The organism is Kitasatospora albolonga (assembly GCF_039535905.1).
GTDB classification, from domain to species: Bacteria; Actinomycetota; Actinomycetes; order Streptomycetales; family Streptomycetaceae; genus Kitasatospora; species Kitasatospora albolonga.
In genome coordinates, this window is the sequence record NZ_BAAAYB010000083.1 from 35,461 (window position 1) to 59,216 (window position 23,756).

Consider the following 23,756-nt stretch of genomic DNA (forward strand, 5'->3'; position numbering starts at 1 on the left):
GGCCGGGACGTCCGTGGTTTGCGGTCCCGGGATGCCGGTGGCCTGCGGGCCTCACGGTCGGGGGTCGCCCGTCCGCAGCAGTCGTTCACCTCCTCGTAACGCCGCCGTGGCGCTCGTCACGGCGGCGAAACACCGAGCCGCACTGGCCGAAATCCGCCTTCGGCACTCTCCTCCTCAACGCCGACACCCCGGGTGGCACGGGACAGGGATCCCGGGTGTGGAGCGGCTCTTGCACCCACGAGGAGACGCCGATGCCGGACGGCTTCAGCGCTGGCGACACCGCCTTCGTATTCATCTGTGCGGCCCTGGTCATGGTGATGACCCCGGGCCTGGCCTTCTTCTACGGAGGCATGGTCAGGGTCAAGAGCACCCTCAACATGCTGGTCATGAGCTTCGTATCGCTCGCGATCGTCAGCGTGCTGTGGGTCCTCTACGGCTACTCGCTGGCCTTCGGCCCGGACGCGGGCGCCGGTCTCATCGGCAACCTCGACTACCTGGGCATGCGCGGCATCGGCCTGAACGACCTCACCGGCACCATCCCGGTCACCGCGTTCTCCGCCTTCCAGCTGATGTTCGCGATCATCACCCCGGCGCTGATCAGCGGCGCCATCGCGGACCGCGCCAAGTTCGCAGCCTGGGGCCTCTTCGTGGCCCTCTGGGTCTCGGTGGTCTACTTCCCGGTCGCGCACTGGGTGTTCTTCTTCGACGGCGGCAACGGCGGCTGGCTCGGCGACCGCAACGGCGTGATCGACTTCGCCGGCGGCACCGCCGTCCACATCAACGCCGGTGCGGCGGGCCTCGCGCTCTGCCTGGTGCTCGGCAAGCGGATCGGCTTCAAGAAGGACCCGATGCGCCCGCACAGCCTGCCGCTGGTGATGCTCGGCTCCGGGCTGCTCTGGTTCGGCTGGTTCGGCTTCAACGCCGGCTCGGCGCTGGCCGCCAACGGCGTCGCCGGGATGGCCTTCGTCAACACCCAGGTGGCCACCGCCGCCGCGGTGCTCGGCTGGCTGGCCTACGAGAAGATCCGCCACGGCGCCTTCACCACGCTCGGCGCCGCCTCCGGCGCGGTGGCCGGCCTGGTCGCCATCACCCCCGCCTGCGGCTCCGTCAGCCCGCTCGGCGCGGTGGCCATCGGTCTCATCGCCGGTGTGGCCTGCGCCGCCGCGATCAGCCTCAAGTACCGCTGGGGCTTCGACGACTCGCTCGACGTGGTCGGCGTCCACCTGGTCGGCGGCGTCATCGGCTCGCTGCTGATCGGCCTCTTCGCCACCGGCCACGTCGGCCAGACCGCGCAGGGTCTGTTCTACGGCGGCGGCGTCGGCCAGCTCGGCAAGCAGGCGATGGGCGTGGTCGTGGTCGGCCTCTACTCCTTCGTGCTCTCCTGGCTGCTCGGCAAGGCGATCGACAAGACCATCGGCTTCCGGGTCTCCGAGGACGTCGAGGTGGCTGGCATCGACCAGGCCGAACACGCCGAGTCCGCCTACGACTTCAGCGCCGTCGGCGCCAGCCTGGGCCGCGCCTCCACCTCCGCCTCCACCGTCACCACCGCTCCGAAGAAGGCCGAGGTCGACGCCTGATGAAGCTCATCACCGCAGTCATCAAGCCGCACCGTCTGGACGAGGTCAAGAACGCCCTGCAGGCCTTCGGGGTGCACGGACTGACCGTCACCGAGGCCAGCGGGTACGGCCGCCAGCGGGGCCACACCGAGGTCTACCGGGGCGCCGAGTACACCGTCGACCTGGTGCCCAAGGTCCGGATCGAGGTCCTGGTCGAGGACGACATGGCCGACGACGTGGTGGAGGTCGTGGTGAAGGCCGCCCGCACCGGCAAGATCGGTGACGGCAAGGTCTGGAGCATCCCGGTCGACACCGCCGTCCGGGTGCGGACCGGCGAACGCGGCCCCGACGCGATCTAGCGGGACCGGAACGACCGGCATCATTCGAGAGCGGTGAGCGGCGCTCGAGGGCAGCGGTCGAGGGCGGCGGTCGAGGGCAGTGGTCGACGGCGGCGGTCGAGAGTGGCAACCGAGAGCAGCAACCGACGGTCCCAGGCGGGCCGGTGACCCCCGTGGTCGCCGGTCCGCCGGACGCGTATCCGGACCCGGGCGGGTCCGGCCGAGCCAGCAGCAGCCCGCCGCGGCAGGACAGCGGCGGCGGGCACCGACGGACGGGGAACCGACGTGACCACCACCGACCAGCCCTCCGACCACGCGGCCGCCCGCGCCCGGCTGCTCGACGAACCGGGCCTGACCGGCGCCGTCCGCCGCAAGGCACTGGCCCGGCTCGCCGACGACTGGCTGGCCGGCCTCTACGCCGCGGCCGGCGCGCCCTCCGGCTCCGCCCTGGTGGCCGTCGGCGGCTACGGCCGCGGCGAACTCTCCCCGCGCAGCGACCTGGACGTGCTGCTGCTCCACCGCGGCCCGCTCGACCCGGCCCTGCCCGAACGGATCTGGTACCCCGTCTGGGACGGCGGCGCCGCCCTCGACCATGCCGTCCGCACCCCCGCCGAGGCCCGCGCGGTGGCCGCCGACGACCTCAAGGCCCAACTCGGCCTGCTGGACGCCCGCCACCTGGCCGGGGACCCCGAGCTGACCGCCGACCTGCGCTCCGCCGTCCTGTCCGACTGGCGGGCGAGCGCCCCCAAACGGCTGCCCGAACTGCGCGCCTCCTGCCTCGAACGGGCCGAGCGCCACGGCGAGTTGGCCTTCCTGCTGGAGCCCGACCTGAAGGAGGCCCGGGGCGGCCTGCGGGACGTGGTGGCGCTCAACGCGATCGCCGCCAGCTGGCTGGCCGACGCCCCGCGGGACGGGCTGGAGGCCGCCGCCGAGCGGCTCGCCGACGTCCGCGACGCCCTCCACCTGACCACCGGCCGGGCCACCGAGCGGCTCGCCCTCCAGGAGCAGGACCAAGTCGCCGCCAGGCTCGGCGTGCTGGACGCGGACACCCTGCTGCGCCAGGTCTACGAGGCGGCCCGCACCATCTCCTACGCGGCGGACGTCACCTGGCGCTCCGTCGAACGGGTCCTGGCCGAACGGAGCGGGGGCGGCCGGGTCCGCCGCAGCCGGCTGTTCACCTTCGGCGGCGCCGGGCGGGCGAGCGGGGCGGCGGCCCGGGGCCAGGCCGGCCGGGCGAACAGCGCGGTGGCCCGGGGCGCGGTCGAGCGGACGCCGCTGGCGGAGGGCGTGGTCGAGCAGGACGGCGAGGCGGTGCTCGCCCAGTCCGCCCGGCCCGGCCAGGACCCGGTGCTGCCGCTGCGCGCCGCCGCCGCGGCCGCCCAGGCCGGGCTGACCGTCTCCTACGCCACCGTCCGCCGCCTCGCCGCCGAGGCCGCCCCGCTCCCGGTGCCCTGGCCGGACGAGGCCCGGGCCCAGCTGGTCACCCTGCTCGGCGCGGGCGAGGCGGCCGTGCCGGTCTGGGAGGCGTACGAGGCCGAGGGCCTGATCACCCGTCTGCTGCCGGACTGGGAGCGGGTGCGCTGCCGCCCGCAGCGCAACGCGGTGCACGTCTGGACGGTGGACCGGCACCTGATCGAGACCGCGGTGCGGGCCGCCGCGATGACCCGCCGGGTGGCCCGGCCCGACCTGCTGCTGGTCGCCGCGCTGCTGCACGACATCGGCAAGGGCTGGCCCGGCGACCACTCCGAGGCGGGCGAGGTGATCGTCCGGGACGTGGCCGCCCGGATGGGCTTCGACAAGGCCGACGTCGAGACCCTCGCGCTGCTGGTCCGGCACCACCTGACCCTGGTCGACACCGCCACCCGGCGGGACCCGGACGACCCGGCCACCGTGGAGCTGATCACGGAGGTGACCGGCACCCTCTCCCACCTGGAGCTGCTGCACGCGCTCACCGAGGCGGACGCCACCGCCACCGGGCCGGCCGCCTGGAGCAGCTGGCGGGCCTCGCTGGTGTCCGGTCTGGCCGGGCGGGCCGCCGCGCGGCTGACGGGGGCTCAGGAGCCGCTCGCGGAGCTCGGCTGGGCCTCGGGGCCGACCGCCGAGCAGGAGCGCCTCGCGGTCGAGGCGGCCCGCACGGGCGAGCCCGCGCTCACCCTGCTGGCCCACACGCTGAACACCGGGATCGCCGGCACCGCCGGTGTCGCCGGGACGGGCTTGGGGAGCGGCGCCTCCGAGCCGCTGGGAACCGAACCGATGGGGGTCGAGCTCACGCTGGCCCTGCCGGACCGGCCCGGCCTGCTCGGCACGGTGGCCGGGGTGCTGGCGCTGCACCGCCTGACGGTCCGTTCGGCCGGGCTGCGCGAGCTGGACCCGGCGGGGGCCGGGCCGGTGCTGCTGCTCGGCTGGACGGTGGCGGCCGAGTACGGCGAACTCCCGGAGGCGGCCCGGCTGCGGGCCGACCTGCGGCGCGCACTGGACGGCTCGCTGGACGTCACCAGGAAGCTGGCGGAGCGCGACGCCGCCGCCCCGCGCCGCCGGGGGATCACCACTCCGCCGCCGGTCGTCACCGTCGCGCCGGGCGGGGCGTCCAGCACGGCGACGGTGCTGGAGGTGCGTGCGCACGACGCCCCCGGGCTGCTGCACCGGATCGGCCGGGCGCTGGACGGGGCGGGCGCCCGGGTCCGCACCGCGCACGTCTCCACCCTGGGGGCGGAGGCGGTGGACGCCTTCTACCTGACCGACCCGGCGGGCGGTCCGCTGACGGTGGAGCGGGCGCGGGAGGTGGCGGCGGCGGTGCAGTCGGCCCTGTCGTGAACGGGCCCCGCCGGCCGCTCGACCGCCGCTTCCGACGACCGCTTCCGACCGGGTGGGGACCGTTGGAGTGGTGGCCGGATACCCTGGGGGCGACGACAGTACCCGTACCGATGCCGCAAGGGACCCGCGACCGACGTGTTCGACACTCTCTCCGACCGCCTCGCAGCGACGTTCAAGAACCTCCGGGGCAAGGGCCGCCTCAGTGAGGCGGACATCGACGCCACCGCCCGCGAGATCCGGATCGCCCTGCTCGAGGCGGACGTCGCGCTGCCCGTGGTGCGCGCCTTCATCGCGCGGATCAAGGAGCGCGCGACCGGCGCGGAGGTCTCCGGCGCGCTCAACCCCGCGCAGCAGGTCATCAAGATCGTCAACGAGGAGCTCATCGCCATCCTCGGTGGCGAGACCCGCCGCCTGAAGTACGCCAAGTCCGGCCCGACCGTGATCATGCTGGCCGGTCTCCAGGGTGCCGGTAAGACCACCCTGGCCGGAAAGCTCGGCCACTGGCTCAAGGCGCAGAAGCACACCCCGCTCCTGGTGGCCTGTGACCTCCAGCGCCCCAACGCCGTCACCCAGCTCGAGGTGATGGCCGGCCGGGCCGGCGTCGCCTTCTACGGCCCGCAGCCGGGCAACGGCGTCGGCGACCCGGTGCAGGTGGCCCGCGACTCGATCGAGTACGCGAAGCAGAAGCAGTTCGACGTGGTCATCGTCGACACCGCCGGCCGCCTCGGCATCGACGCCGAGCTGATGCAGCAGGCCGCCGACATCCGGGCCGCGATCAACCCGGACGAGGTCCTGTTCGTGGTCGACGCCATGGTCGGCCAGGACGCGGTCACCACCGCCCAGGCCTTCCTCGACGGCGTCGACTTCACCGGCGTGGTGCTCTCCAAGCTGGACGGCGACGCGCGCGGTGGTGCGGCCCTCTCGGTCGCCCATGTGACCGGCCGTCAGATCATGTTCGCCTCCAACGGCGAGAAGGTCGACGAGTTCGACGCCTTCCACCCGGACCGGATGGCCTCGCGCATCCTCGGCATGGGCGACATGCTCTCCCTGATCGAGAAGGCCGAGCAGACCTTCTCGCAGGCCGAGGCCGAGAAGATGGCCGCCAAGCTGCGCGGCGGTCCGAAGGCCTTCACGCTGGACGACTTCCTGTCCCAGCTGGAGCAGGTCCAGAAGATGGGCTCGATCTCCAAGCTGCTCGGCATGCTGCCGGGCATGGGCCAGATCCGGGACCAGATCAACAACATCGACGACAAGGACGTCAACCGGGTCGGCGCGATCATCAAGTCGATGACCCCGGTCGAGCGGGCCGAGCCGGAGCTGATCAACGGCTCCCGCCGGGCCCGCATCGCCAAGGGCTCGGGCGTCCAGGTCGGCGAGGTGAAGAACCTGGTCGAGCGGTTCTTCGAGGCCCGCAAGATGATGTCCGCGATGGCCTCCGGCAAGGGCATGCCCGGCATGCCGGGGATCCCCGGGATGGGCGGCGGCGGCAAGAAGTCCGCCAAGAAGGCCCAGCCGGCCAAGGGCAAGCGCAAGAGCGGCAACCCGCTCAAGCGGGCCCAGGAGGAGGCGGCCGCGGCGGAGCGCAAGGCGCTCGGCGCGGGTGCCGGTGCGGGCGACGCCGCGCAGGCCCCGGGCGGTGCCTTCGGGCTCGGCGCGGGCAAGGGCCCGGCCGACTTCGAGCTCCCCAAGGAGTTCAAGGACCTGCTCTGACCCGCTGCGGACGTTCCGTCCGAGTCGGTCCGAGGGCGAGTTTCCGACGGCCCGTCACCCCTTCCGGTGGCGGGCCGTCGCCATGCCCGATGATGGTGCCGTGCGAGTGGAGATCCGGGCCCCCAGGGCGGCAGACGCAGGACCGTACGCGGCGGCGGTCCGCCGCTCCGCCGAGCACGTCGGGCGGTGGAACCCGGTGGAGCCGGACGGCCTCCCCGAGCTGCTCGGCCGTCAGGGGCCGGGGCTGCGCACCTTCCTGATCCTCGAGCGGGACAGCGGTGGACTGGTCGGCAAGTGCAACGTGGCCAACATCGTCATGGGCCGCTTCTGCAACGCCGCCCTCGGCTACGACTCCTACCTCCCCTACGCGGGGACGGGGCTGATGAGCGAAGGCATGCGGCTGGTGGTGGACCGCTGCTTCGCCGGGCAGGTGGACGGCGGGCTCGGGCTGCACCGGCTCGAGATCAACGTCCAGCCGGAGAACGAGCGCTCGATCGCGCTGGCGCGGCGGCTGGGGTTCCGGCACGAGGGCTTCACGCCGCGGATGCTCTTCCTGGGCGGGGCCTGGCGGGACCACGAGCGCTTCGCGCTGACGGCGGAGGAGTGGCCGGGGGTCTGACCCCGGGCCGCCTGACTCCATGTCGTCTGACCCCGGGTCAGGCCTGCGGGGCGCGGCGTTGCGTCTTGGTCGGCCCGTCCGGATGTCCGTATTGTCCGATGGGTGAGCAATCCCGTACCGCCCCGTCAGACCCCCGACCAGCCCTGGCGGTCCGAGGGCGCACCGCCTCCGCCGACGCCGAAGAAGAAGATGCCCGGTGGCTGGGCCGGCATGCTCCTCACCGCGCTCGCCGTCTTCCTGCTCGCCGAACTGCTGCTGAACACCTTCGGTGGCGGGGGCGGCACGACCATCTCCTACACCGAGTTCCGCAATCAGCTCGGCAAGGGCAACATCACCCAGATCTACTCCAAGGGCGACGCCATCGAGGGCACCCTCAAGGCGGCCGCGCCCAAGCCGGACGGCGCCAAGGGGAACTACACCGACTTCACCACCCAGCGCCCGGCCTTCGCCGACGACGGACTCTGGAACACCCTCCAGCAGCAGGGCGTCACCGTCACCGCCGAACCGGTGGTGCAGCAGCGCAGCTTCCTGGCCAACCTGCTGATCTCGCTCGCCCCGATGCTGCTGCTGGTGTTGATCTGGGTGCTGCTGGCCCGCCGGATGGCGGGCGGGATGGGCGGTGCCGGAGGGTTCGGCAAGAAGGCCCCGCCGAAGCCGGTCAACCCGGACGAGGGGAAGCGCACCACCTTCGCCGACGTGGCCGGCATCGACGAGGTCGAGGCCGAACTCAGCGAGGTGGTCGACTTCCTGAAGAACCCGCAGGAGTACCGCAAGCTCGGCGCCAAGATGCCGCGCGGCGTGCTGCTCACCGGTCCGCCCGGCACCGGCAAGACCCTGCTGGCCCGGGCCGTGGCCGGGGAGGCGAACGTGCCGTTCTTCTCCGCCTCCGCCTCCGAGTTCATCGAGATGATCGTCGGCGTCGGTGCCTCGCGGGTCCGGGAGCTGTTCGCCGAGGCGCGGAAGGTGGCGCCGGCGATCATCTTCATCGACGAGATCGACACCATCGGCCGCCAGCGGGGCGGGGGCGGCGGGATGGGCGGCCACGACGAGCGCGAGCAGACGCTCAATCAGATCCTCACCGAGATGGACGGCTTCTCCGGCTCCGAGGGCGTCATCGTGATCGCGGCCACCAACCGCGCCGAGGTCCTCGACCCGGCGCTGCTGCGGCCCGGCCGCTTCGACCGCCGGATCACCGTCAGCCCGCCCGACCGGGACGGCCGGGTGGAGATCCTCAAGATCCACACCCGGACGGTGCCGCTCGGCTCCGACGCCGACCTCACCCAGCTGGCCAAGGTCACCCCCGGCATGACCGGCGCCGAACTCGCCAACCTGGTCAACGAGGCCGCCCTGCTCGCGGTCAAGCGCAAGCAGGACCGGGTCGGGGCCGACGACCTCTCGGACGCGCTGGAGAAGGTCCAGCTGGGCGCCGTCCGTCCGCTGGTGATGCCGCAGGGCGAGCGCGAGCGCACCGCGTTCCACGAGAGCGGCCACGCCCTGCTGGGCATGCTCCAGCCCGGCGCCGACCCCGTCCGCAAGATCACCATCGTGCCGCGCGGCCGGGCCCTGGGCGTCACCCTCTCCACCCCCGACACCGACCGCTACTCGTACACCGAGCCGTACCTGCGCGGCCGGATCATCGGCGCGCTCGGCGGCATGGCGGCCGAGCAGGTGGTCTACGGCGTCATCACCACGGGCGCCGAGAGCGACCTGGAGCAGGTCACCAACATCGCGCGGGGGATGGCCGGCCGCTGGGGCATGAGCGAACGGGTCGGCCGGCTCACCGCCGTCCCCAGCGACACCCAGGGCGCCTACGGGCTCTCCGCCGCGCCGACCACCCTGGACGCGGTGGACGAGGAGGCCCGCCGGATCGTCGCCGAGTGCTACGAGGAGGCCATCCGGCTGCTCAACGTGCACCGCGGCCAGCTGGACGCCCTGGCCGCCGCGCTGCTGGAGGCCGAGACCCTCGACGAGGAGGCCGCGTACCGGGCGGCGGGGGTGGCCCGCAACGCCAAGGAGCTGGACCGCAGCTGACGGTCCGTGGAACGTGTGCCCCGGTCCGGGAAGGGACCGGGGCACACTCCTGTCCGCCGACGGCCCGTGGTCCGCCGCCGCTGCCCGTGGGGCTCGGACGCTTGCCCGTGGGTCTCGGACGCTGCGGGCGGGGCGGGGCGGGGCGGCGCGGGGCGGGGCCGGTCGGGGGTGGGCTCAGGCGCGTTCGCCGACCACGTAGCGGAACAGGTTGGTCATCCGGACCGAGGCGTCCGGGAGGACGAACGGGTGCAGCGCCTCCTCCAGCTCCTTCGCGACCAGGGTCCCGCCCGACTCCGCCAGGGCGGCGTCGAACAGCCCGGTGGAGAGCAGCCCGCGCACCGCGCTCTCCAGGTCGGGATAGGCGAACGGGCAGGACACCCGGCCGCCCCCGGCCGGGCGCAGACCGGCGCGGAACAGCAGCGACTCGAGACCCCCGGGCGTGCTCAGCGCGAACGGCCCCGGCAGCAGCCCGGCCCGCACCGCCGGCCCGGAGCCGGCCAGCCGCTGCCCCAGCTCCAGCACGGACGCGCTCTCGCAGCGCTCCGCCGGGCCCCAGGCCGCCAGCACCAGCTGACCGCCCGTCAGCACGCGCCGGGCCGCGGCCTCCACCAGCAGGCCGGGGGCGCGCGTGGTCTGCAACTGCTCGAAGACCGTCACGAGGGAGTGCGCCGAGCGGGCGACGGGTTCCGCCGTCCGGGTGCCGGGGCGGTGGTCCGGGTGGGCGCCGGGACGGGTGCTCAGGTGGGCACCGGAACTGGTGCCGGGGTGAGCGCCGGGATGGGCACCGGCGTGAGCGCCGGAGTGGGTGCCGGTGCCGCTGCGGGTGCCGGGGTGGGTGCCGGGGTGGGCGTCCGGCCTCGCGGCCGGACGGGTGCCGGTGGCGGGTTCCTGGTGCACCGTCAGGCCACGGGCGGTGGCCAGCTCGCGCAGCTCGGGGTCGGCCTCGGCGCCGGCCACCTGCGCGCCGCGCTCTGCGGCCAGCAGCAGGGCCAGCCCGGAGCGGCAGCCGATGCCGAGCAGGCTGGTCGCCGGGCCGACCTCCAACCGCTCGTACACGGCCTGGTAGAGCGGTACCAGCATCCGTTCCTGGATCTCCGCCCAGTCACGGGCCCGGTTGGTCCGGCCGAGTCGGCCGTCCGGGGCGTGGGGGCGTAGCCAGTCCGGAGTCGCCTCCGAGGTCGTGCCGGTCAACTGCGCCGAAGCCATCTCGGCCTCCATCCGGTCCTTGGGTCACCACAGGGTCGCCGCATCGAAAACCAACCCCCCAAAGTCTCGCCCCGACACCAGCGAACAGCCGTCGGGCCCCGGCGTCCAGAGGGGTACGGGGTGGTGTCCCGCCACATGGGTGATGCGCCCCCGGTGCGCCCTCCCGAGCGCCGTCCGACGGCCCGTCAGCCGGACGGCTGGTCAGTCGGCCGGTGGCCGACCGCAGCTGGCAGGTGAAACGGATTCACGGTCCGGGGCCCACTCCCCGTACCATCTGCCCCATGGCTAAGGCACCCGTGCTCACTCCCCAGGCGGACGACTTCCCGCGTTGGTACCAGGACCTCATCAACAAGGCCGAGCTGGCCGACAACGGCCCGGTCCGCGGCACCATGGTCATCCGACCGTACGGCTACGGCCTGTGGGAGCGGATGCAGCAGGAGATGGACGCCCGGATCAAGAAGGCGGGCGCGCAGAACGCCTACTTCCCGATGTTCATCCCGCAGTCGTACCTGACCAAGGAGGCCGAGCACGTCGAGGGCTTCGCCCCCGAGCTCGCGGTGGTCACCCACGGCGGCGGCAAGGAGCTCGAGGAGCCGGTCGTCGTCCGGCCGACCTCCGAGACCATCATCAACGAGTACTTCTCCAAGTGGGTGCAGAGCCACCGCGACCTGCCGCTGCTCATCAACCAGTGGGCCAACGTCGTCCGTTGGGAGCTGCGCCCGCGCGTCTTCCTGCGCACCACCGAGTTCCTCTGGCAGGAGGGCCACACGGCCCACGCGACCTACGAGGACGCCCGCGCCTACGCGTCGATGATCCACACCGAGGTCTACGGCGACTTCATGACCAACGTGCTCGGCATCGACGTGGTGCTCGGCCGCAAGACCGCCAAGGAGCGCTTCGCCGGCGCGATCAACACCCTCACCCTCGAGGGCATGATGGGCGACGGCAAGGCGCTGCAGATGGGCACCAGCCACGAGCTGGGCCAGAACTTCGCGAAGGCGTTCAACACCACGTACCAGCTGCAGGGCGCCGAGCGCGAGCACGTCTGGCAGACCTCCTGGGGCGTCTCGACCCGCATGGTCGGTGGCCTGATCATGTCCCACGGCGACGACAACGGACTGCGCGTCCCGCCGCGCCTGGCCGCCGTGCAGGCCGTGGTGCTCGCCATCAAGGGCGACGACGCGGTGTTGGCCAAGGTCCGTGAGATCGGCGCCCAGCTGGAGGCGGCCGGCGTGCGGGTGGTCGTGGACGACCGCACCGACACCCCGTTCGGCCGCCGCGCTGTGGACTGGGAGCTCAAGGGCGTCCCGGTCCGCATCGAGGTCGGCCCGCGCGACCTGGAGAACGGCACCGCGATGCTGGCCCGCCGCATCCCCGGTGGCAAGGAGCCGGTCTCGATCGACGGCCTGGCGGCGCTGCTGCCCGGCATCCTCGAGGAGGACCAGGACCTGCTGCTCCGTCAGTCGCGCGAGCGCCGGCTGTCCCGCACCGTCGAGGTCTCCAACCTCGACGAGGCGGTCGAGGCCGCGGCCACCGGCTGGGGCCGGATCTCCTGGGCCGAGCTCGGCCCGGAGGGCGAGGCCAAGCTGGCCGAGCAGGGCGTCTCGGTCCGCTGCATCGTCGCCGCCGACGGCTCCGTCCCGCTGACGGACGACCAGGAGGGCAACGTCGCGATCGTGGCCCGGGCGTACTGAGTTCGCTTCTTCCCGGCACCCAGAACGTGACTTATGCAGTGCGAATGTTCTACCGCCGACTGACTGTCTGGTGAGACTACTGACCGGTCAACTCCCGGTCGTGGTGAACTAGCGGTACGGTATACGGCCCGTGGCCCTGTCAATTCTCGACACCGCCACGGGCCGTTCGCCGCAAGGGGAGCAACCGCTCCCGGGCGATAGCCGAGAGCCTGGCGAGGTTCGCCGGGCCCAAAGTTGCAGGGGGTTGGTCTTGCGTCAGATACAGGCAGCGCAATTCGCGCACGGCAGTGCATTCCTGAAAGTTCGCTGGGAATTCCCCGTGAACGGGAACTCGCGGAACATCGGCTCTCACTGCATCGTTGGTCTAGCGTGAGCACGACACAGCCTCTCGTCCTGGCGGCCGAACTGGCCGCCGCCTGGAGCGACATCCAGGCCCACCATCAGGACCTCCCCGACCTGGCCTCGCCCGAGGCGCTGATCGGCGAGTCCTCCTCGGCCTGCGGCACCCAGCTCGGCTTCGAGCGACTGCTGCACGAAGCCGCCCACGGCCTCGCCGCCGCCCGGGACATCCGGGACACCTCGCGAGCCGGCCGCTACCACAACCGCCGCTTCCTGATGCTCGCCTCCGAGCTCGGCCTGGCCCACCCGATCGAGCCGCACGCCAGCAGCGGCTTCTCGCAGGTGACCATGCTGTCGGAGACGCAGGAGCGCTACTCCGAGACGATCGAGCGCCTCGACCGCGCCCTCGGTGCGCACCAGCTCGCCGTCAACGGCGAGGGCGGGCACCGCGCGTTCCGCGGACCGGCCGCTCGGCACGGCTCCTCCGGGGGCGGCGTCCGCGTCAAGGCGATCTGCGGTTGCGGCCGCAACGTCCGGGTGGTGCCGTCGGTGCTCGCCCAGGCGTCGATCGTCTGCGGCGCCTGCCAGCAGCCGTTCCGGATCGCCTGAGCACCGGGGCGCTCAACCGCAGCCGGTCGGGGGGTGGCCATCCGTTGCCAGGCGGATGAGCCGTACGTACCGCGCTGCTCGCACGCGGGGCCGATGGCCCCGGTGGTTTCACAGGTCCGCAGGTTCGCGGATCCGCAGGTGTGCAGTTCCGAAGGTTCGGTAGTCCCGCAGTCCCGTAGTACTCGCAGCGCCGTACAACCTGCACTGCTCGTGGTGTGCAGTGCCTGTCGTGCCGAGATTCGGCTCAACCGAGGGCGGGGGCCCTCGGTCGGGCCGACCGGCGCGGACCCCGGTCGGGCCCCGGTCGGGCGCGCCGTCGGCGTGTGGCAGAATGGACAGCTGAGTACTCGGCAGCCGAGCAGGACCCCTCTCTCCTACGGCTGGCGTGTCCCTTGAACGGCCCACCTCGCAACCCCACGCGACGGAAGTGGCCGCTCACCCACGTCAACACCAGGAGAATCCACTCCCGTGGCAGTCAAGATCAAGCTCAAGCGTCTCGGCAAGATTCGCTCCCCGCACTACCGCATCGTCGTCGCCGACTCGCGCACCAAGCGTGACGGTCGCGCGATCGAGGAGATCGGCATCTACCAGCCGACCTACAACCCCTCGAAGATCGAGGTCGACACCGACCGCGCCCAGTACTGGCTGTCCGTCGGCGCCCAGCCGACCGAGCCGGTCCTCGCCATCCTGAAGCTCACCGGCGACTGGCAGAAGTTCAAGGGCCTGCCGGCTCCGGCTCCGCTGCTGGTTGCCGAGCCCAAGGTCGAGGACTTCTCGCACCTCTTCGCGAAGGCCGTCGCCGGCTTCGAGGACAGCACCACCGGTGTTGCCATCACCCCGAAGGCCAAGAAGGCTGACAAGGCCGAGGCCGAGGCCGACGCCGCTTCCACCGAGGCCTGATCGTGATCGAGGACGCCCTGGACCACTTGGTGAAGGGCATCGTCGAGCACCCCGACGAGGTACAGGTGCGCTCGCGCAACCTGCGTCGGGGGAACACCATCGAGGTGCGCGTGCACCCCGATGACCTCGGCAAGGTGATCGGCCGGGGCGGCCGCACGGCTCGCGCTCTGCGCACCGTGGTCGGCGCCCTCGGCGGTCGCAACGTCCGGGTCGACCTGGTCGACGTGGACAGCATTCGCTGACGTCAGATCGTCAGGATTCAGGGACCGGCCGGGACGCATGTCGTCCCGGCCGGTCCTTCTGCGTACCGGGGCACCCGCACGGGTGTCGCTCGTGTATTCATCGCTTCAAGGACCAGAGGATCAGGAGAAAGATCACCGTGCAGCTCGTCGTCGGCAAGATCGGCCGCGCCCACGGCATCAGGGGGGACGTCAGTGTCGAGGTCCGGACCGACGAGCCCGAACTGCGGCTCGGGCCCGGTGCGGTGCTGCTCACCGACCCGGCGTCGGTCGGTCCGCTGACCGTCGAGTCGGGCAAGGTGCACAGCGGTCGGCTGCTGCTGCGCTTCGCGGGGGTCAAGGACCGGAACGGGGCCGAAGCCCTGCGCGGCACCATGCTGATCGCGGAGGTCGATCCGGAGGAGCGCCCGGACGATCCGGAGGAGTACTACGACCACCAGCTGATCGGGCTCGACGTGGTGATGCTGGACGGCACCCTCGTGGGCGAGCTCACCGAGGTGGTCCACCTGCCGTACCAGGACCTGCTCACCGTCACCAAGCCCGACGGTACGGAGGTGCTGGTGCCCTTCGTCACCCGCATCGTGCCGACTATCGACCTGGAGAACCAGCGTGCGGTCATCGACCCGCCGCCCGGCCTGATCGACCCGGCCGACGCCGAGGTGGTCCGCGCGGACGCGGCCGAGCCGACCGAAGCGGATGAGACGGCCGAGGGCGCGGAAGCTGACGGTGCGTCGGCCGGCGGAACGCCCGACGAGGCCCCCGACGGTGCGCCCGGCGGGGCTCGCGCATGAGCGAGATGCGGATCGACGTCGTCACGATCTTCCCGGAGTACCTGGAGCCGCTGAACGTCTCCTTGGTCGGCAAGGCCCGTGCCCGGGGGCAGCTCGACGTCCACCTGCACGACCTGCGGTCCTGGACCACCGACGTGCACCGCACGGTGGACGACACTCCTTACGGTGGCGGCCCGGGCATGGTGATGAAGCCGGAGCCGTGGGGTGCGGCGCTGGACGCGGTGCTCGCTCAGGGGCCCGAGGGCGAGGTGCCGACCCTGGTCGTGCCGACCCCGAGCGGGAAGCCGTTCACCCAGGAGCTGGCCCAGGAGCTGGCGGGGTGTCAGTGGCTGGCCTTCGCTCCGGCCCGCTACGAGGGCATCGACCGACGTGTGATCGAAGAGGCCGCGACCCGGATGCCGGTGGTCGAGGCGTCGATCGGTGACTACGTGCTGGCCGGCGGCGAGGTCGCGGTGCTGGTGATGGTCGAGGCGATCGCCCGGTTGCTGCCGGGGGTGCTCGGCAACGCGGAGTCCCACCGGGACGACTCCTTCGCGCCGGGTGCGATGGCGGACCTGCTGGAGGGGCCCGTCTACACCAAGCCCGCCGAGTGGCGCGGCCGTGAGGTGCCGGAGGTGCTGCTCAGCGGTCACCACGGCAAGATCGCCCGGTGGCGCCGCGAGCAGGCGTTCGCTCGTACCCTGGCGAACCGGCCGGACCTGGTGCAGCGCTGGCAGCACGGCGACTTCGACAAGAAGGAGCGCGAGGCGCTCAGCATCCTGGGGCTGGCCTGGGACCAGGAGCTCGGCCGATTTCGGTCCGCGGCGGAGGCTGTGGAAGAATAGGCGACTGTTGTCTGCCGTTGGGCTGCCTCCTTGGGAGCCAGTGGATCGGTGCCCCCGCCACGGGGGGATCGCCGAAGACCGAAACGGCCCGCAGCACACCCCATTGTGACGAACTTCCGTGGGCGGCCCGTGGCGCCTGCGATGGAGAGCAACATGAGCAACAAGCTCGCTGCTGTCGACGCGGCCTCGCTGCGTTCCGACATCCCGGCCTTCCGCGCCGGTGACACCCTGAAGGTCCACGTCCGGGTCATCGAGGGCAACCGCTCCCGTGTCCAGGTCTTCCAGGGCGTCGTCATCCGCCGTCACGGCTCCGGCATCGGTGAGACCTTCACCGTTCGCAAGGTCTCCTTCAACGTCGGCGTGGAGCGCACCTTCCCGGTGCACACCCCGGTCGTCGAGAAGATCGAGGTCGTGACCCGTGGTGCGGTCCGCCGCGCCAAGCTGTACTACCTGCGTGACCTGCGCGGCAAGGCCGCGAAGATCAAGGAGAAGCGCGACCGCTGATCCTCCGGCCTCCGGTCCGTCCGGAGGCCCGGAACGCTCGGTCGGGCTCGAGTCCCTTCGGGATAGGCTCTGCCCCGATGAGCACGCAAGAACCTGTCGCGGACCGCGACGGCACGGCCGTACCCCAGGGTGCGGACCCGCCGTCGCGGTCCGCGTCCGTTTCGGCCGTGGACCGAGCGCGGGGCGGGCCTCCGGAGGAAGAGCCCGGAGAAGCAGCCGGAGCGGTAGCAGAGGAAGCCGGAGGAGCCGGAGCAGCGACTGACGTCGTGGACGGGACCGACGAAGCCGATGACTCGTCAGCCGGCTGGTCGACATGGGACCTCCTGCGGATCGGTGCGCTGGGTCTGCTGGTCCTGCTGCTGGTGAACGCCTTCGTGGTCCGCCCGTTCTCCGTCCCTTCCCGGTCGATGGAGGGCGCCCTCCAGCCGGGTGACCGCCTTCTGGTGAACCAGCTCGCCTACGTCTTCGGCGGTGAGATCGAGCGCGGGGACGTGGTGGTCTTCGACGGGACCGGCTCCTTCCTGCCTTACGCCGACGAGACACCGCCTGTGCGACGCTTCCTGTCGGCCGCGGGGCTCAATCCCGGTGACGGCTCCGTGTACGTGAAGCGTGTGGTCGGTGTCGGGGGTGACCGGGTGACGTGCTGTGGAACGGACGGGCGGCTCCGGGTCAACGGAGTGCCGTTGGACGAGTCGGCCTACCTGTACGCGGGTGACGCCCCGTCAACGGTGAGGTTCGACGTGGTGGTGCCGGTCGGCAAGCTCTGGCTGATGGGGGACCACCGGAGCGCCTCTCGTGATTCGCGGGATCACCTCGGTGAGCCGGGCGGTGGTTTCGTGCCCGAGTCGAAGGTGATCGGACGGGCGGACTGGATCGTCCTTCCGGTCGGTCGCTGGACCTCGCTCGACCGCCCCACGAGCTTCGCCCAGGTGGAGGGGACCGGTGGCCATGGGGGAGCGCGGTAGAGGGCGTGGCCTCGCCTCGCCCCCCGTTGCCGACGGGACCGCCGGCACGGGCATACCCGGTGGGGGCGGAGCGGCTGGTGGGACGGGCACGTCGAGTGGCGGGCCACGGACGGGGCCGGCCACAGGTGGGGCAGCGCCGGCCTCGACTCCCGCGCCGCGTGGCCGGGCCGAACGGCGCCGTAGCGCCCGCCGGGCCGCCCGGCGGCGCAGGCGTTCGCTGCTGCGCGAGGTGCCGCTGATCGCGGTGGTGGCCGTGCTGATCGCCCTGGCGCTCAAGACCTTCGCCGTCCAGGTCTTCGTGATCCCCTCGGGATCGATGGAGCAGACCATCCAGATCGGCGACCGGGTGCTGGTCGACAAGTTCACGCCGTGGTTCGGCAACGAGCCGTCCCGGGGTGAGGTGGTCGTCTTCAAGGACCCCGGAGGCTGGCTCGAACCCCAGCCCCGTGCGCAGGACGAAGGTGCCGTGCTTCGGACCGGAAAGCGGCTGCTCTCGCACGTCGGCCTGCTGCCGTCCGACGACGAGCAGGACTTGATCAAGCGGGTGATCGGTGTCCCAGGGGACACCGTCGAGTGCTGTGAGGCGACGGGCCGACTGACCGTCAACGGTGTTCCGCTGGACGAGCCTTACCTGGCGTCGGGCAACGCGCCCTCCAAGCAGCCGTTCAAGGTCACCGTTCCCCCGGGAAGGCTCTGGGTGATGGGTGACCACCGGGACCTCTCCGCCGACTCGCGCTACCACCTGGGTGAGGCCGGCCAGGGCACCATCCCCATGGACAACGTGCTCGGACGGGCCTTCGTGATCGCCTGGCCGCTTCAGCGGATGAGCCAACTCGACGTTCCCGGGGCTCTGTCGGCGCTTCCCGTGCAAGCCGGAGCGGGGGAGCGTAGCGTTCCGGGGGCGGGCGGAGGAACGAGCACACCTGACGGGACGAATCTCGCGGGTGCTCAGCCGGATCCGGCGAAACCTCCGCTCGTTATGGGTGTGTTGGGCTTCCTTCCGGCCCTCGTGCGGCCAAGGCGCGCAAGGGACCGGGACGGGCCGCTCGTCCGCTGATTCGTAGGTGCTGCCGTGTGGGAGCTCGGACGTCCCGGCCGGGAGTGGTAGAGAAGTGCTGGAGTGCTCGGTGCACGGTCCGATTGCCTCCGGCGACACGGTCGCTGAGTCGGTGTCAGGCCCCGTTTCGGCGGGCAGTGCTGATGCGGGCTGACGGCCCGACGCAGAACGTGGTGCCCGCTGTGCGGCACTGTGAGCGCGGACGCGTGGGCGTCCGCACAGCTGGGAGGAGATGTTGTGGGGGATCTGGTGATCGGTGCCCGCTCTGGGGGCCCTGAGCCCGAGGGCGAGGGCCCCGAGCAGTTGGACGGCTCCGATCGATCCGGGCAGGCCGCTTCGGCGGCCTCGGACTCGACCGAGGAGACGCCGGAAGGCGGCGGGAAGAAGCAGGCCAAGCAGCGCTCGTTCTGGAAGGAACTGCCGATCCTGGTAGGCATCGCGCTGATCCTGGCGTTGGTGATCAAGACCTTCTTCGTCCAGGCCTTCTCGATCCCCTCGGGCTCGATGCAGAACACCCTGCAGATCGGTGACCGGGTCCTGGTTGACAAGCTGACGCCCTGGTTCGGGGCCGAGCCCGAGCGCGGAGAGGTCGTGGTCTTCCACGATCCGGGCGGCTGGCTGAGCGACGAGCCGGCGGAGCAGAGCGACAACGCCGTCGTCCGAGGCATCCAGGATGCGCTGAGCTTCATCGGTCTGATGCCTTCGGCCAACGAGAAGGACCTCATCAAGCGGGTCATCGCGGTCGGCGGCGACACCGTCGAGTGCGAGGGCACCGGGCCGGTCAAGGTGAACGGGATCGCGCTCGACGAGCCCTACATCTACCCCGGCAACACCCCGTGCGGCGACAAGCCGTTCGGCCGGGTGAACGTCCCCGAAGGCCGCATCTGGGTGATGGGCGACCACCGGGCGGACTCGCTCGACTCGCGCTTCCACCAGGACCAGCCCGGTGGCGGCACGGTCCCGGTGGACAACGTGGTCGGCCGCGCCTTCGTAGTGGCCTGGCCGATCGGCAACTGGGCCACGCTTCCCGTCCCGGACACCTTCGACCAGAAGGGGCTCGCCGCTGCCGCACTGCCGTACGCGCCGCCGGTGGCGGGCGCGGCGGTCGCACTGCCGGCGGTCTGGTGGCTGCGGCGCAAGCGCCGCTGACGGTTGACCGGGCTGCTCCCGAGCAGCGTTCGGCTCTTGCGCGGGCCGTGGTACCGGCGAGTAATCTGCTCGCACGTGCCACGGCCCGTCGGTCTTCCCGGCCCCGCCGCGGCCTGCCCGCGCGGAGTGCGGGCCGACCAGGAGGTGGCGACGGTGAGCGGTGTGATGAGCCCGGCGGCCCCGGCCCCGGCGGGGAAGAAGCCCGGGCGGCGTCCGGCGGCGGTCGTCCAAGGGCTGGTGATCGGCCTCGGCTTCCTGCTGATGGTCGGTTGCTTCGCGGTGATCGCGGTGCAGTACCGGCCGTACCGGATTCCGACGCAGTCGATGGAGCCCACGCTGCGGATCGGCGACACGGTGGTGGCCCGATCGGTGCCGGCCGACAGCATCGGCCGCGGCGACGTGGTGGTCTTCCGGGACCCGCTGTGGGGCAACAGCACGATGGTCAAGAGGGTGGTCGCGGTCGGTGGTGACACCGTGCTCTGCTGCGATGCCCAGCACCGGCTCGTGGTGAACGACCACCCGGTCGACGAGCCCTACGTGGCTGATCCGAAGCTCGACGACCAGCGTTTCTCGACGACGGTCCCCGAAGGGCGCCTGTTCCTGCTGGGTGATCACCGGCTCGGCTCGCTCGATTCGCGGACCCACCTCGACCTGGCGGGCGGTACGGTGGCGGCGACCGAGGTGCTGGGACGGGTGGACGCGACGGTCTGGCCGGCGGGCCGGGCGGGAGTGAGCGGGCGCACCGCCGCCTTCGACGGTCTGCCCGGCCGGCCTGCGGCGGAGGCCGGCCCGTTCGGGCTGCTCGCGTTCGGGACGGCGCTCGGTGCGGGCCTGGTCCTGCTGGCCTCGCTGGCCGGTGGCGTGGCGTCGTTGGCCGGGCGGCTGAGGAAGCGAGTGGGGCGGGGCTGAACCGCGAGGCTGCGCCGAGTCGGTCACGGAGGAGTCGGCGATGACGGTGGAGCGGCGTCGAGCGGCACGGGTGCTGCTGCTGGACGGTGAGGGCAGGCTGCTGCTGTTCCGAGGCACGGATCCCGCGGTCCCGGACGTGTACTGGTGGTTCACGCCCGGAGGGGGCGTCGAGCCCGGCGAGGAGCTGCGCGACGCGGCCCTGCGCGAGCTGGCGGAGGAGACCGGGCTGACCGGAGTGGAGCTCGGGCCGGTGGTGGCGTTCGACACGGTGACCTTCTCCTATCTGGGGAGGGGGTACGAGCAGGACCAGTGGTTCCACCTGGCGCGGACCGCGAGCACCGAGCTGCGCGTGCCCGAGGGGGACGGGACCGAGCACGCCCAGCTGCTGACGGCCCGTTGGTGGACGGTGGCCGAACTCCGGGAGACCGGGGAGACGGTCTATCCGCTGGAGCTGGCCGAGCTGGTGGAGCGGTTGCTGGCCGATGGTCCGCCAGTCCGGCCGGTAAGGCTCTGCGGACGAGCGGGGTGGTCCACAATGGGGTGGACGTATCGAGCTGAGGGGACGCCTGGATGAGTGCCGAAGACCTCGAGAAGTACGAGACCGAGATGGAGCTCAAGCTCTACCGGGAGTACCGGGATGTCGTCGGCCTGTTCAAATACGTGATCGAGACCGAGCGGCGCTTCTACCTGACGAACGACTACGAGCTTCAGGTCCACTCGGTGCAGGGCGAGGTCTTCTTCGAGGTCTCGATGGCGGACGCGTGGGTCTGGGACATGTACCGGCCTGCCCGGTTCGTCCGCAAGGTGAGGGTGCTGACCTTCAAGGACGTCAATATCGAGGAACTGGCGAAGAGTGATCTGGAGCTCCCGTCCGACGACGCGTCGTTCGGGAACTGAACCTCGGCAGCGGTCGAACTGCTGCCCGGAACGAGACATTGGACCGTCGATCACCGGTCTGTCCAGGGTGAATTCTCGGCACCACTCTTCCGAGTGAGCACCGTTGTCCACAGCCCCGGGTTTTCCACAGGCTGAGGACGCTTCCGACCTGTCGTCGGTCCGTCGCGGCAACCTCCGGCATGGAGGTGATTGCCGTGCAGAGTTCCAACACCGGCCTCGGGCGGTACGGCGAAGAAGTCGCTGCCCGCTGGCTCGCCCAAGGCGGGCTACAGATCCTCGAGCGCAACTGGCGCTGTGCCGAGGGCGAGCTGGACATCGTTGCGCTCGACGGGGACACGCTCGCCGTGTGCGAGGTGAAGACGCGGTCCGAGCGCGGGTTCCAGCAGCCCCAGGAGGGCATCGACCAGACGAAGGCCGAGCGGCTGCGCCACCTCGCCGAGCGCTGGCTCGGCGAGCGCTGGCCCGAGCACTTCGATCGGCTGGCAAGGGCGGTCGAGGCAGCTTCCGGACCACCGGGGGGCCAGTCGGTCGACCAGTCGGTCAAGGCATCGCCAGCTGCGGTCACCGCCGGGGAAGGACCTGCCCCGGGAGGAGCCGTGGTCGACGTCGGACCGCCGGGAGCGGGTCCTAGTACGGGCCAGGGCGGGACCATCGGTGGCAAGGGCGACGGTGTCAGGGGCAGTCGCGCCAAGGGCAGTCGCGCCAAGGCGGCCAAGGGCGGCAGCCCGACACCTGCCCCGGAGCCCCCGATCCGGTCGGTCCCGCTGCCGCCCGGCGGTGTCCGCATCGACCTGGTGGCGGTGGTCAACCGCCTCAAGGGTGCCGCCCTGGTGGAGCACCTCAGAGGGGCGATCTGAGATGGCCTTCGCCCGCACCTGCTCGGTGGCCTTGGTCGGGGTGGACGGCGTGGTGGTGGAGGTCCAGGCGGACCTGGAGCCCGGTCTGGCCGCCTTCGCCCTGGTGGGACTGCCCGACAAGGCGCTCTCGGAGGCGAGGGACAGGGTGAGGGCTGCCGTGGTCAACAGCGGGGAGACCTGGCCCCAGCGGAAACTGACGGTGGGTCTGAGCCCGGCCTCGGTCCCGAAGGGAGGCAGCGGGTTCGACCTGGCCGTGGCCTGTGCGGTCCTGGCCGCGGCCGAGCGGCTCGAACCGGCCGTCATCGCCGACCTGCTGATCATCGGTGAGCTCGGCCTGGACGGACGGGTCAGGCCGGTCCGAGGAGTCCTGCCCTCCGTCCTGGCGGCCGCCGAGGCCGGGTACCGGCAGATCATCGTGGCCGAGCAGACCGCTGCCGAGGCGTCGCTCGTCCCCGAGGTCTCGGTCCGTGGTGTCCGCAGCCTCCGGCAGCTGATCGCCATGCTGACCGGTGCCCCGGCGCCTGACGATCCCTCACCCCAACTGGACGGGCGCCGTGACCCGTCGGTGGCCGGGCTGCTCCTGCCGGGAGCCGGCATCCGGGGGCTCACGGCCGAGAAGGCGGCCCTGCTCGACCTCGCCGACGTATCCGGGCAGCAGGAAGCCCGCCAGGCCTTGGAGATCGCCGCCGCCGGCGGCCACCACCTCTACCTGAAGGGGCCGCCGGGCGCGGGCAAGACGATGCTCGCGGAGCGGCTCCCGGCCCTTCTGCCGCCGCTGACCCAGTCCGAGGCGCTGGAGGTGACGGCGGTGCACTCGGTCGCCGGTCTGCTGCCCGTGGACCGGCCGCTGATCGACAGTCCGCCCTACTACGCGCCGCACCACTCCACCACGATGCCCGCGATCGTCGGTGGCGGCAGCGGGCTCCCCAGACCGGGAGCGGTCTCCTTGGCACACCGAGGGATCCTCTTCCTGGACGAGGCCCCGGAGTTCCCCGTCCGGGTCCTCGACGCGCTGCGGCAGCCGTTGGAGTCCGGGGAGGTGACCATCGCCCGGTCTGCCGGTTCGGTCCGCCTGCCCGCCCGGTTCCAGCTCTGCCTCGCGGCCAACCCCTGCCCCTGCGGCAGGCATTCGCGCCGGGGCGAGGGATGTGAGTGCACACCCACGATGGTCAGCCGGTATCAGGGCCGGCTCTCCGGGCCGTTGTTGGACAGGGTGGACCTCCAGGTGCAGGTGGCGCCGGTGACCAGGGCCGAGTTGATGGGGCGTGAGGGGAAGGCCGAGAGCACCCGGGAAGTCGCCGACCGGGTCCTGGTCGCTCGTGAGCGAGCCGCCGCCAGGATGGCCGAGACCCCCTGGCGAACCAATGCGGAGGTCCCCGGCCACACCCTCCGCACCCGTTGGGAGTTGGCACCGGGTGCCCTGATCGACGCGGAGCGGGAGTTGGAGCGGGGCCTGCTCACTGCCCGCGGGCTCGACCGCGTGCTGCGGGTCGCCTGGACTGTCGCCGACCTGTGCGGGCACTCCAGCCCGACCAGGGTCGACGTCCGGGCCGCGCTGCAACTGCGGACGGGAGTCCAACGCGGCCTCCCCGCCGTGGAGCGGCCCGCCCACCCCGAAGGAGAGCCGGACGGCCACTTCGAGATCGAGCCCTGACACCCCCTCACAGCCCTCGTGGCCGAGCCTTCCCCAACTCCGCACCGTGGAGGTGCAGGTGAACCGCAGTCGACCCACCGTTGCCGAGTCCGAG

General features: G+C 72.0%; 22 protein-coding genes. 21 read left to right on the forward strand and 1 reads right to left on the reverse strand.

Annotated elements, in window-relative coordinates; translation table 11 throughout:
- Positions 1 to 251: 251 nt before the first annotated feature.
- The 6 genes from ABD946_RS20195 (at position 252) to ftsH (ending at position 9,068) form a co-directional block, all read left to right on the forward strand.
- Positions 252 to 1,577 (forward strand): ammonium transporter, encoded by a 1,326-nt coding sequence (locus ABD946_RS20195; RefSeq protein WP_345285534.1) that lies wholly within the window; start codon positions 252 to 254, stop codon positions 1,575 to 1,577.
- A complete protein-coding gene (locus tag ABD946_RS20200) occupies positions 1,577 to 1,915 on the forward strand; it encodes a P-II family nitrogen regulator (RefSeq protein ID WP_345285536.1) in 339 nt (112 codons plus the stop codon). Before ABD946_RS20195 ends, ABD946_RS20200 begins: the two co-directional genes overlap by 1 nt.
- 264 nt (positions 1,916 to 2,179) lie before the next feature.
- Positions 2,180 to 4,708 (forward strand): [protein-PII] uridylyltransferase, encoded by a 2,529-nt coding sequence (locus ABD946_RS20205; protein WP_345285538.1) that lies wholly within the window; start codon positions 2,180 to 2,182, stop codon positions 4,706 to 4,708.
- A 135-nt stretch (positions 4,709 to 4,843) separates the two neighbouring features.
- Positions 4,844 to 6,418: a signal recognition particle protein gene (gene ffh / locus ABD946_RS20210; RefSeq protein WP_345285540.1), complete on the forward strand. Its 1,575-nt coding sequence runs from the start codon at positions 4,844 to 4,846 to the stop codon at positions 6,416 to 6,418.
- 82 nt (positions 6,419 to 6,500) lie between these two features.
- Entirely contained in the window at positions 6,501 to 7,037 is a 537-nt protein-coding gene (locus tag ABD946_RS20215) for a GNAT family N-acetyltransferase (protein WP_345285541.1), read from the forward strand.
- Between the two features lie 102 nt (positions 7,038 to 7,139).
- A complete protein-coding gene (ftsH, locus tag ABD946_RS20220; protein WP_345285542.1) occupies positions 7,140 to 9,068 on the forward strand; it encodes an ATP-dependent zinc metalloprotease FtsH in 1,929 nt (642 codons plus the stop codon).
- A gap of 174 nt (positions 9,069 to 9,242) precedes the next feature.
- Here the strand turns inward: ftsH and ABD946_RS20225 are convergent, their stop codons facing one another.
- The gene (locus tag ABD946_RS20225; protein ID WP_380149469.1) at positions 9,243 to 10,274 is read right to left on the reverse strand and encodes a class I SAM-dependent methyltransferase; all 1,032 of its coding nucleotides are present in this window, start codon (positions 10,272 to 10,274) and stop codon (positions 9,243 to 9,245) included.
- Positions 10,275 to 10,555: 281 nt separating this feature from the next.
- Between ABD946_RS20225 and proS the strand changes: the two genes are divergently transcribed.
- The 15 genes from proS (at position 10,556) to ABD946_RS20300 (ending at position 23,662) form a co-directional block, all read left to right on the forward strand.
- On the forward strand, positions 10,556 to 11,968 hold the full coding sequence (proS, locus tag ABD946_RS20230; RefSeq protein ID WP_345285543.1) for a proline--tRNA ligase: 1,413 nt from the start codon (positions 10,556 to 10,558) through the stop codon (positions 11,966 to 11,968).
- Positions 11,969 to 12,337: 369 nt separating this feature from the next.
- Positions 12,338 to 12,916: a hypothetical protein gene (locus tag ABD946_RS20235; RefSeq protein ID WP_345285545.1), complete on the forward strand. Its 579-nt coding sequence runs from the start codon at positions 12,338 to 12,340 to the stop codon at positions 12,914 to 12,916.
- Between the two features lie 468 nt (positions 12,917 to 13,384).
- Positions 13,385 to 13,816: a 30S ribosomal protein S16 gene (rpsP, locus tag ABD946_RS20240; protein ID WP_184913873.1), complete on the forward strand. Its 432-nt coding sequence runs from the start codon at positions 13,385 to 13,387 to the stop codon at positions 13,814 to 13,816.
- 2 nt (positions 13,817 to 13,818) lie between these two features.
- On the forward strand, positions 13,819 to 14,058 hold the full coding sequence (locus ABD946_RS20245; protein WP_030306741.1) for an RNA-binding protein: 240 nt from the start codon (positions 13,819 to 13,821) through the stop codon (positions 14,056 to 14,058).
- A 137-nt stretch (positions 14,059 to 14,195) separates the two neighbouring features.
- Positions 14,196 to 14,846, forward strand: a complete 651-nt coding sequence (gene rimM, locus ABD946_RS20250; RefSeq protein WP_345285547.1) for a ribosome maturation factor RimM — start codon at positions 14,196 to 14,198, stop codon at positions 14,844 to 14,846.
- A 5-nt stretch (positions 14,847 to 14,851) separates the two neighbouring features.
- Positions 14,852 to 15,670 (forward strand): tRNA (guanosine(37)-N1)-methyltransferase TrmD, encoded by an 819-nt coding sequence (trmD, locus tag ABD946_RS20255; RefSeq protein ID WP_345285684.1) that lies wholly within the window; start codon positions 14,852 to 14,854, stop codon positions 15,668 to 15,670.
- Positions 15,671 to 15,823: 153 nt separating this feature from the next.
- Complete coding sequence (rplS, locus tag ABD946_RS20260) at positions 15,824 to 16,174, forward strand: 50S ribosomal protein L19 (protein WP_345285549.1); 351 nt, start codon at positions 15,824 to 15,826, stop codon at positions 16,172 to 16,174.
- A gap of 266 nt (positions 16,175 to 16,440) precedes the next feature.
- The gene (gene lepB, locus ABD946_RS20265) at positions 16,441 to 17,139 is read left to right on the forward strand and encodes a signal peptidase I (RefSeq protein ID WP_380149468.1); all 699 of its coding nucleotides are present in this window, start codon (positions 16,441 to 16,443) and stop codon (positions 17,137 to 17,139) included.
- 229 nt (positions 17,140 to 17,368) lie between these two features.
- Positions 17,369 to 18,196, forward strand: coding sequence for a signal peptidase I (gene lepB / locus ABD946_RS20270; protein ID WP_345285551.1), 828 nt, complete (start codon positions 17,369 to 17,371; stop codon positions 18,194 to 18,196).
- A gap of 237 nt (positions 18,197 to 18,433) precedes the next feature.
- Complete coding sequence (gene lepB / locus ABD946_RS20275) at positions 18,434 to 19,345, forward strand: signal peptidase I (RefSeq protein WP_345285553.1); 912 nt, start codon at positions 18,434 to 18,436, stop codon at positions 19,343 to 19,345.
- A gap of 153 nt (positions 19,346 to 19,498) precedes the next feature.
- Positions 19,499 to 20,254 carry a signal peptidase I gene (gene lepB, locus ABD946_RS20280; RefSeq protein ID WP_345285555.1) on the forward strand — a complete coding sequence of 252 codons (756 nt, stop codon included), beginning with the start codon at positions 19,499 to 19,501 and terminating at the stop codon, positions 20,252 to 20,254.
- 40 nt (positions 20,255 to 20,294) lie between these two features.
- Positions 20,295 to 20,828, forward strand: coding sequence for an NUDIX hydrolase (locus ABD946_RS20285; protein ID WP_345285557.1), 534 nt, complete (start codon positions 20,295 to 20,297; stop codon positions 20,826 to 20,828).
- Entirely contained in the window at positions 20,825 to 21,151 is a 327-nt protein-coding gene (locus ABD946_RS20290) for a DUF2469 domain-containing protein (RefSeq protein WP_057232326.1), read from the forward strand. Before ABD946_RS20285 ends, ABD946_RS20290 begins: the two co-directional genes overlap by 4 nt.
- Before the next feature lie 194 nt (positions 21,152 to 21,345).
- Positions 21,346 to 22,008, forward strand: a complete 663-nt coding sequence (locus tag ABD946_RS20295) for a YraN family protein (protein ID WP_345285559.1) — start codon at positions 21,346 to 21,348, stop codon at positions 22,006 to 22,008.
- Between the two features lies 1 nt (position 22,009).
- The gene (locus ABD946_RS20300; protein ID WP_345285561.1) at positions 22,010 to 23,662 is read left to right on the forward strand and encodes a YifB family Mg chelatase-like AAA ATPase; all 1,653 of its coding nucleotides are present in this window, start codon (positions 22,010 to 22,012) and stop codon (positions 23,660 to 23,662) included.
- Positions 23,663 to 23,756 lie beyond the last annotated feature (94 nt).

Excerpts from the sequence above, each read along its gene's own strand:
- ABD946_RS20195 (WP_345285534.1), top strand. The coding sequence starts at position 252 with ATGCCGGACGGCTTCAGCGCTGGCGACACCGCCTTCGTATTCATCTGT.
- ABD946_RS20200 (WP_345285536.1), top strand. The coding sequence starts at position 1,577 with ATGAAGCTCATCACCGCAGTCATCAAGCCGCACCGTCTGGACGAGGTC.
- ABD946_RS20215 (WP_345285541.1), top strand. The coding sequence starts at position 6,501 with ATGCCCGATGATGGTGCCGTGCGAGTGGAGATCCGGGCCCCCAGGGCG.
- ABD946_RS20225 (WP_380149469.1), bottom strand. The coding sequence starts at position 10,274 with ATGGCTTCGGCGCAGTTGACCGGCACGACCTCGGAGGCGACTCCGGAC.
- proS (WP_345285543.1), top strand. The coding sequence starts at position 10,556 with ATGGCTAAGGCACCCGTGCTCACTCCCCAGGCGGACGACTTCCCGCGT.
- trmD (WP_345285684.1), top strand. The coding sequence starts at position 14,852 with ATGCGGATCGACGTCGTCACGATCTTCCCGGAGTACCTGGAGCCGCTG.
- rplS (WP_345285549.1), top strand. The coding sequence starts at position 15,824 with ATGAGCAACAAGCTCGCTGCTGTCGACGCGGCCTCGCTGCGTTCCGAC.
- ABD946_RS20285 (WP_345285557.1), top strand. The coding sequence starts at position 20,295 with ATGACGGTGGAGCGGCGTCGAGCGGCACGGGTGCTGCTGCTGGACGGT.
- ABD946_RS20290 (WP_057232326.1), top strand. The coding sequence starts at position 20,825 with ATGAGTGCCGAAGACCTCGAGAAGTACGAGACCGAGATGGAGCTCAAG.
- ABD946_RS20300 (WP_345285561.1), top strand. The coding sequence starts at position 22,010 with ATGGCCTTCGCCCGCACCTGCTCGGTGGCCTTGGTCGGGGTGGACGGC.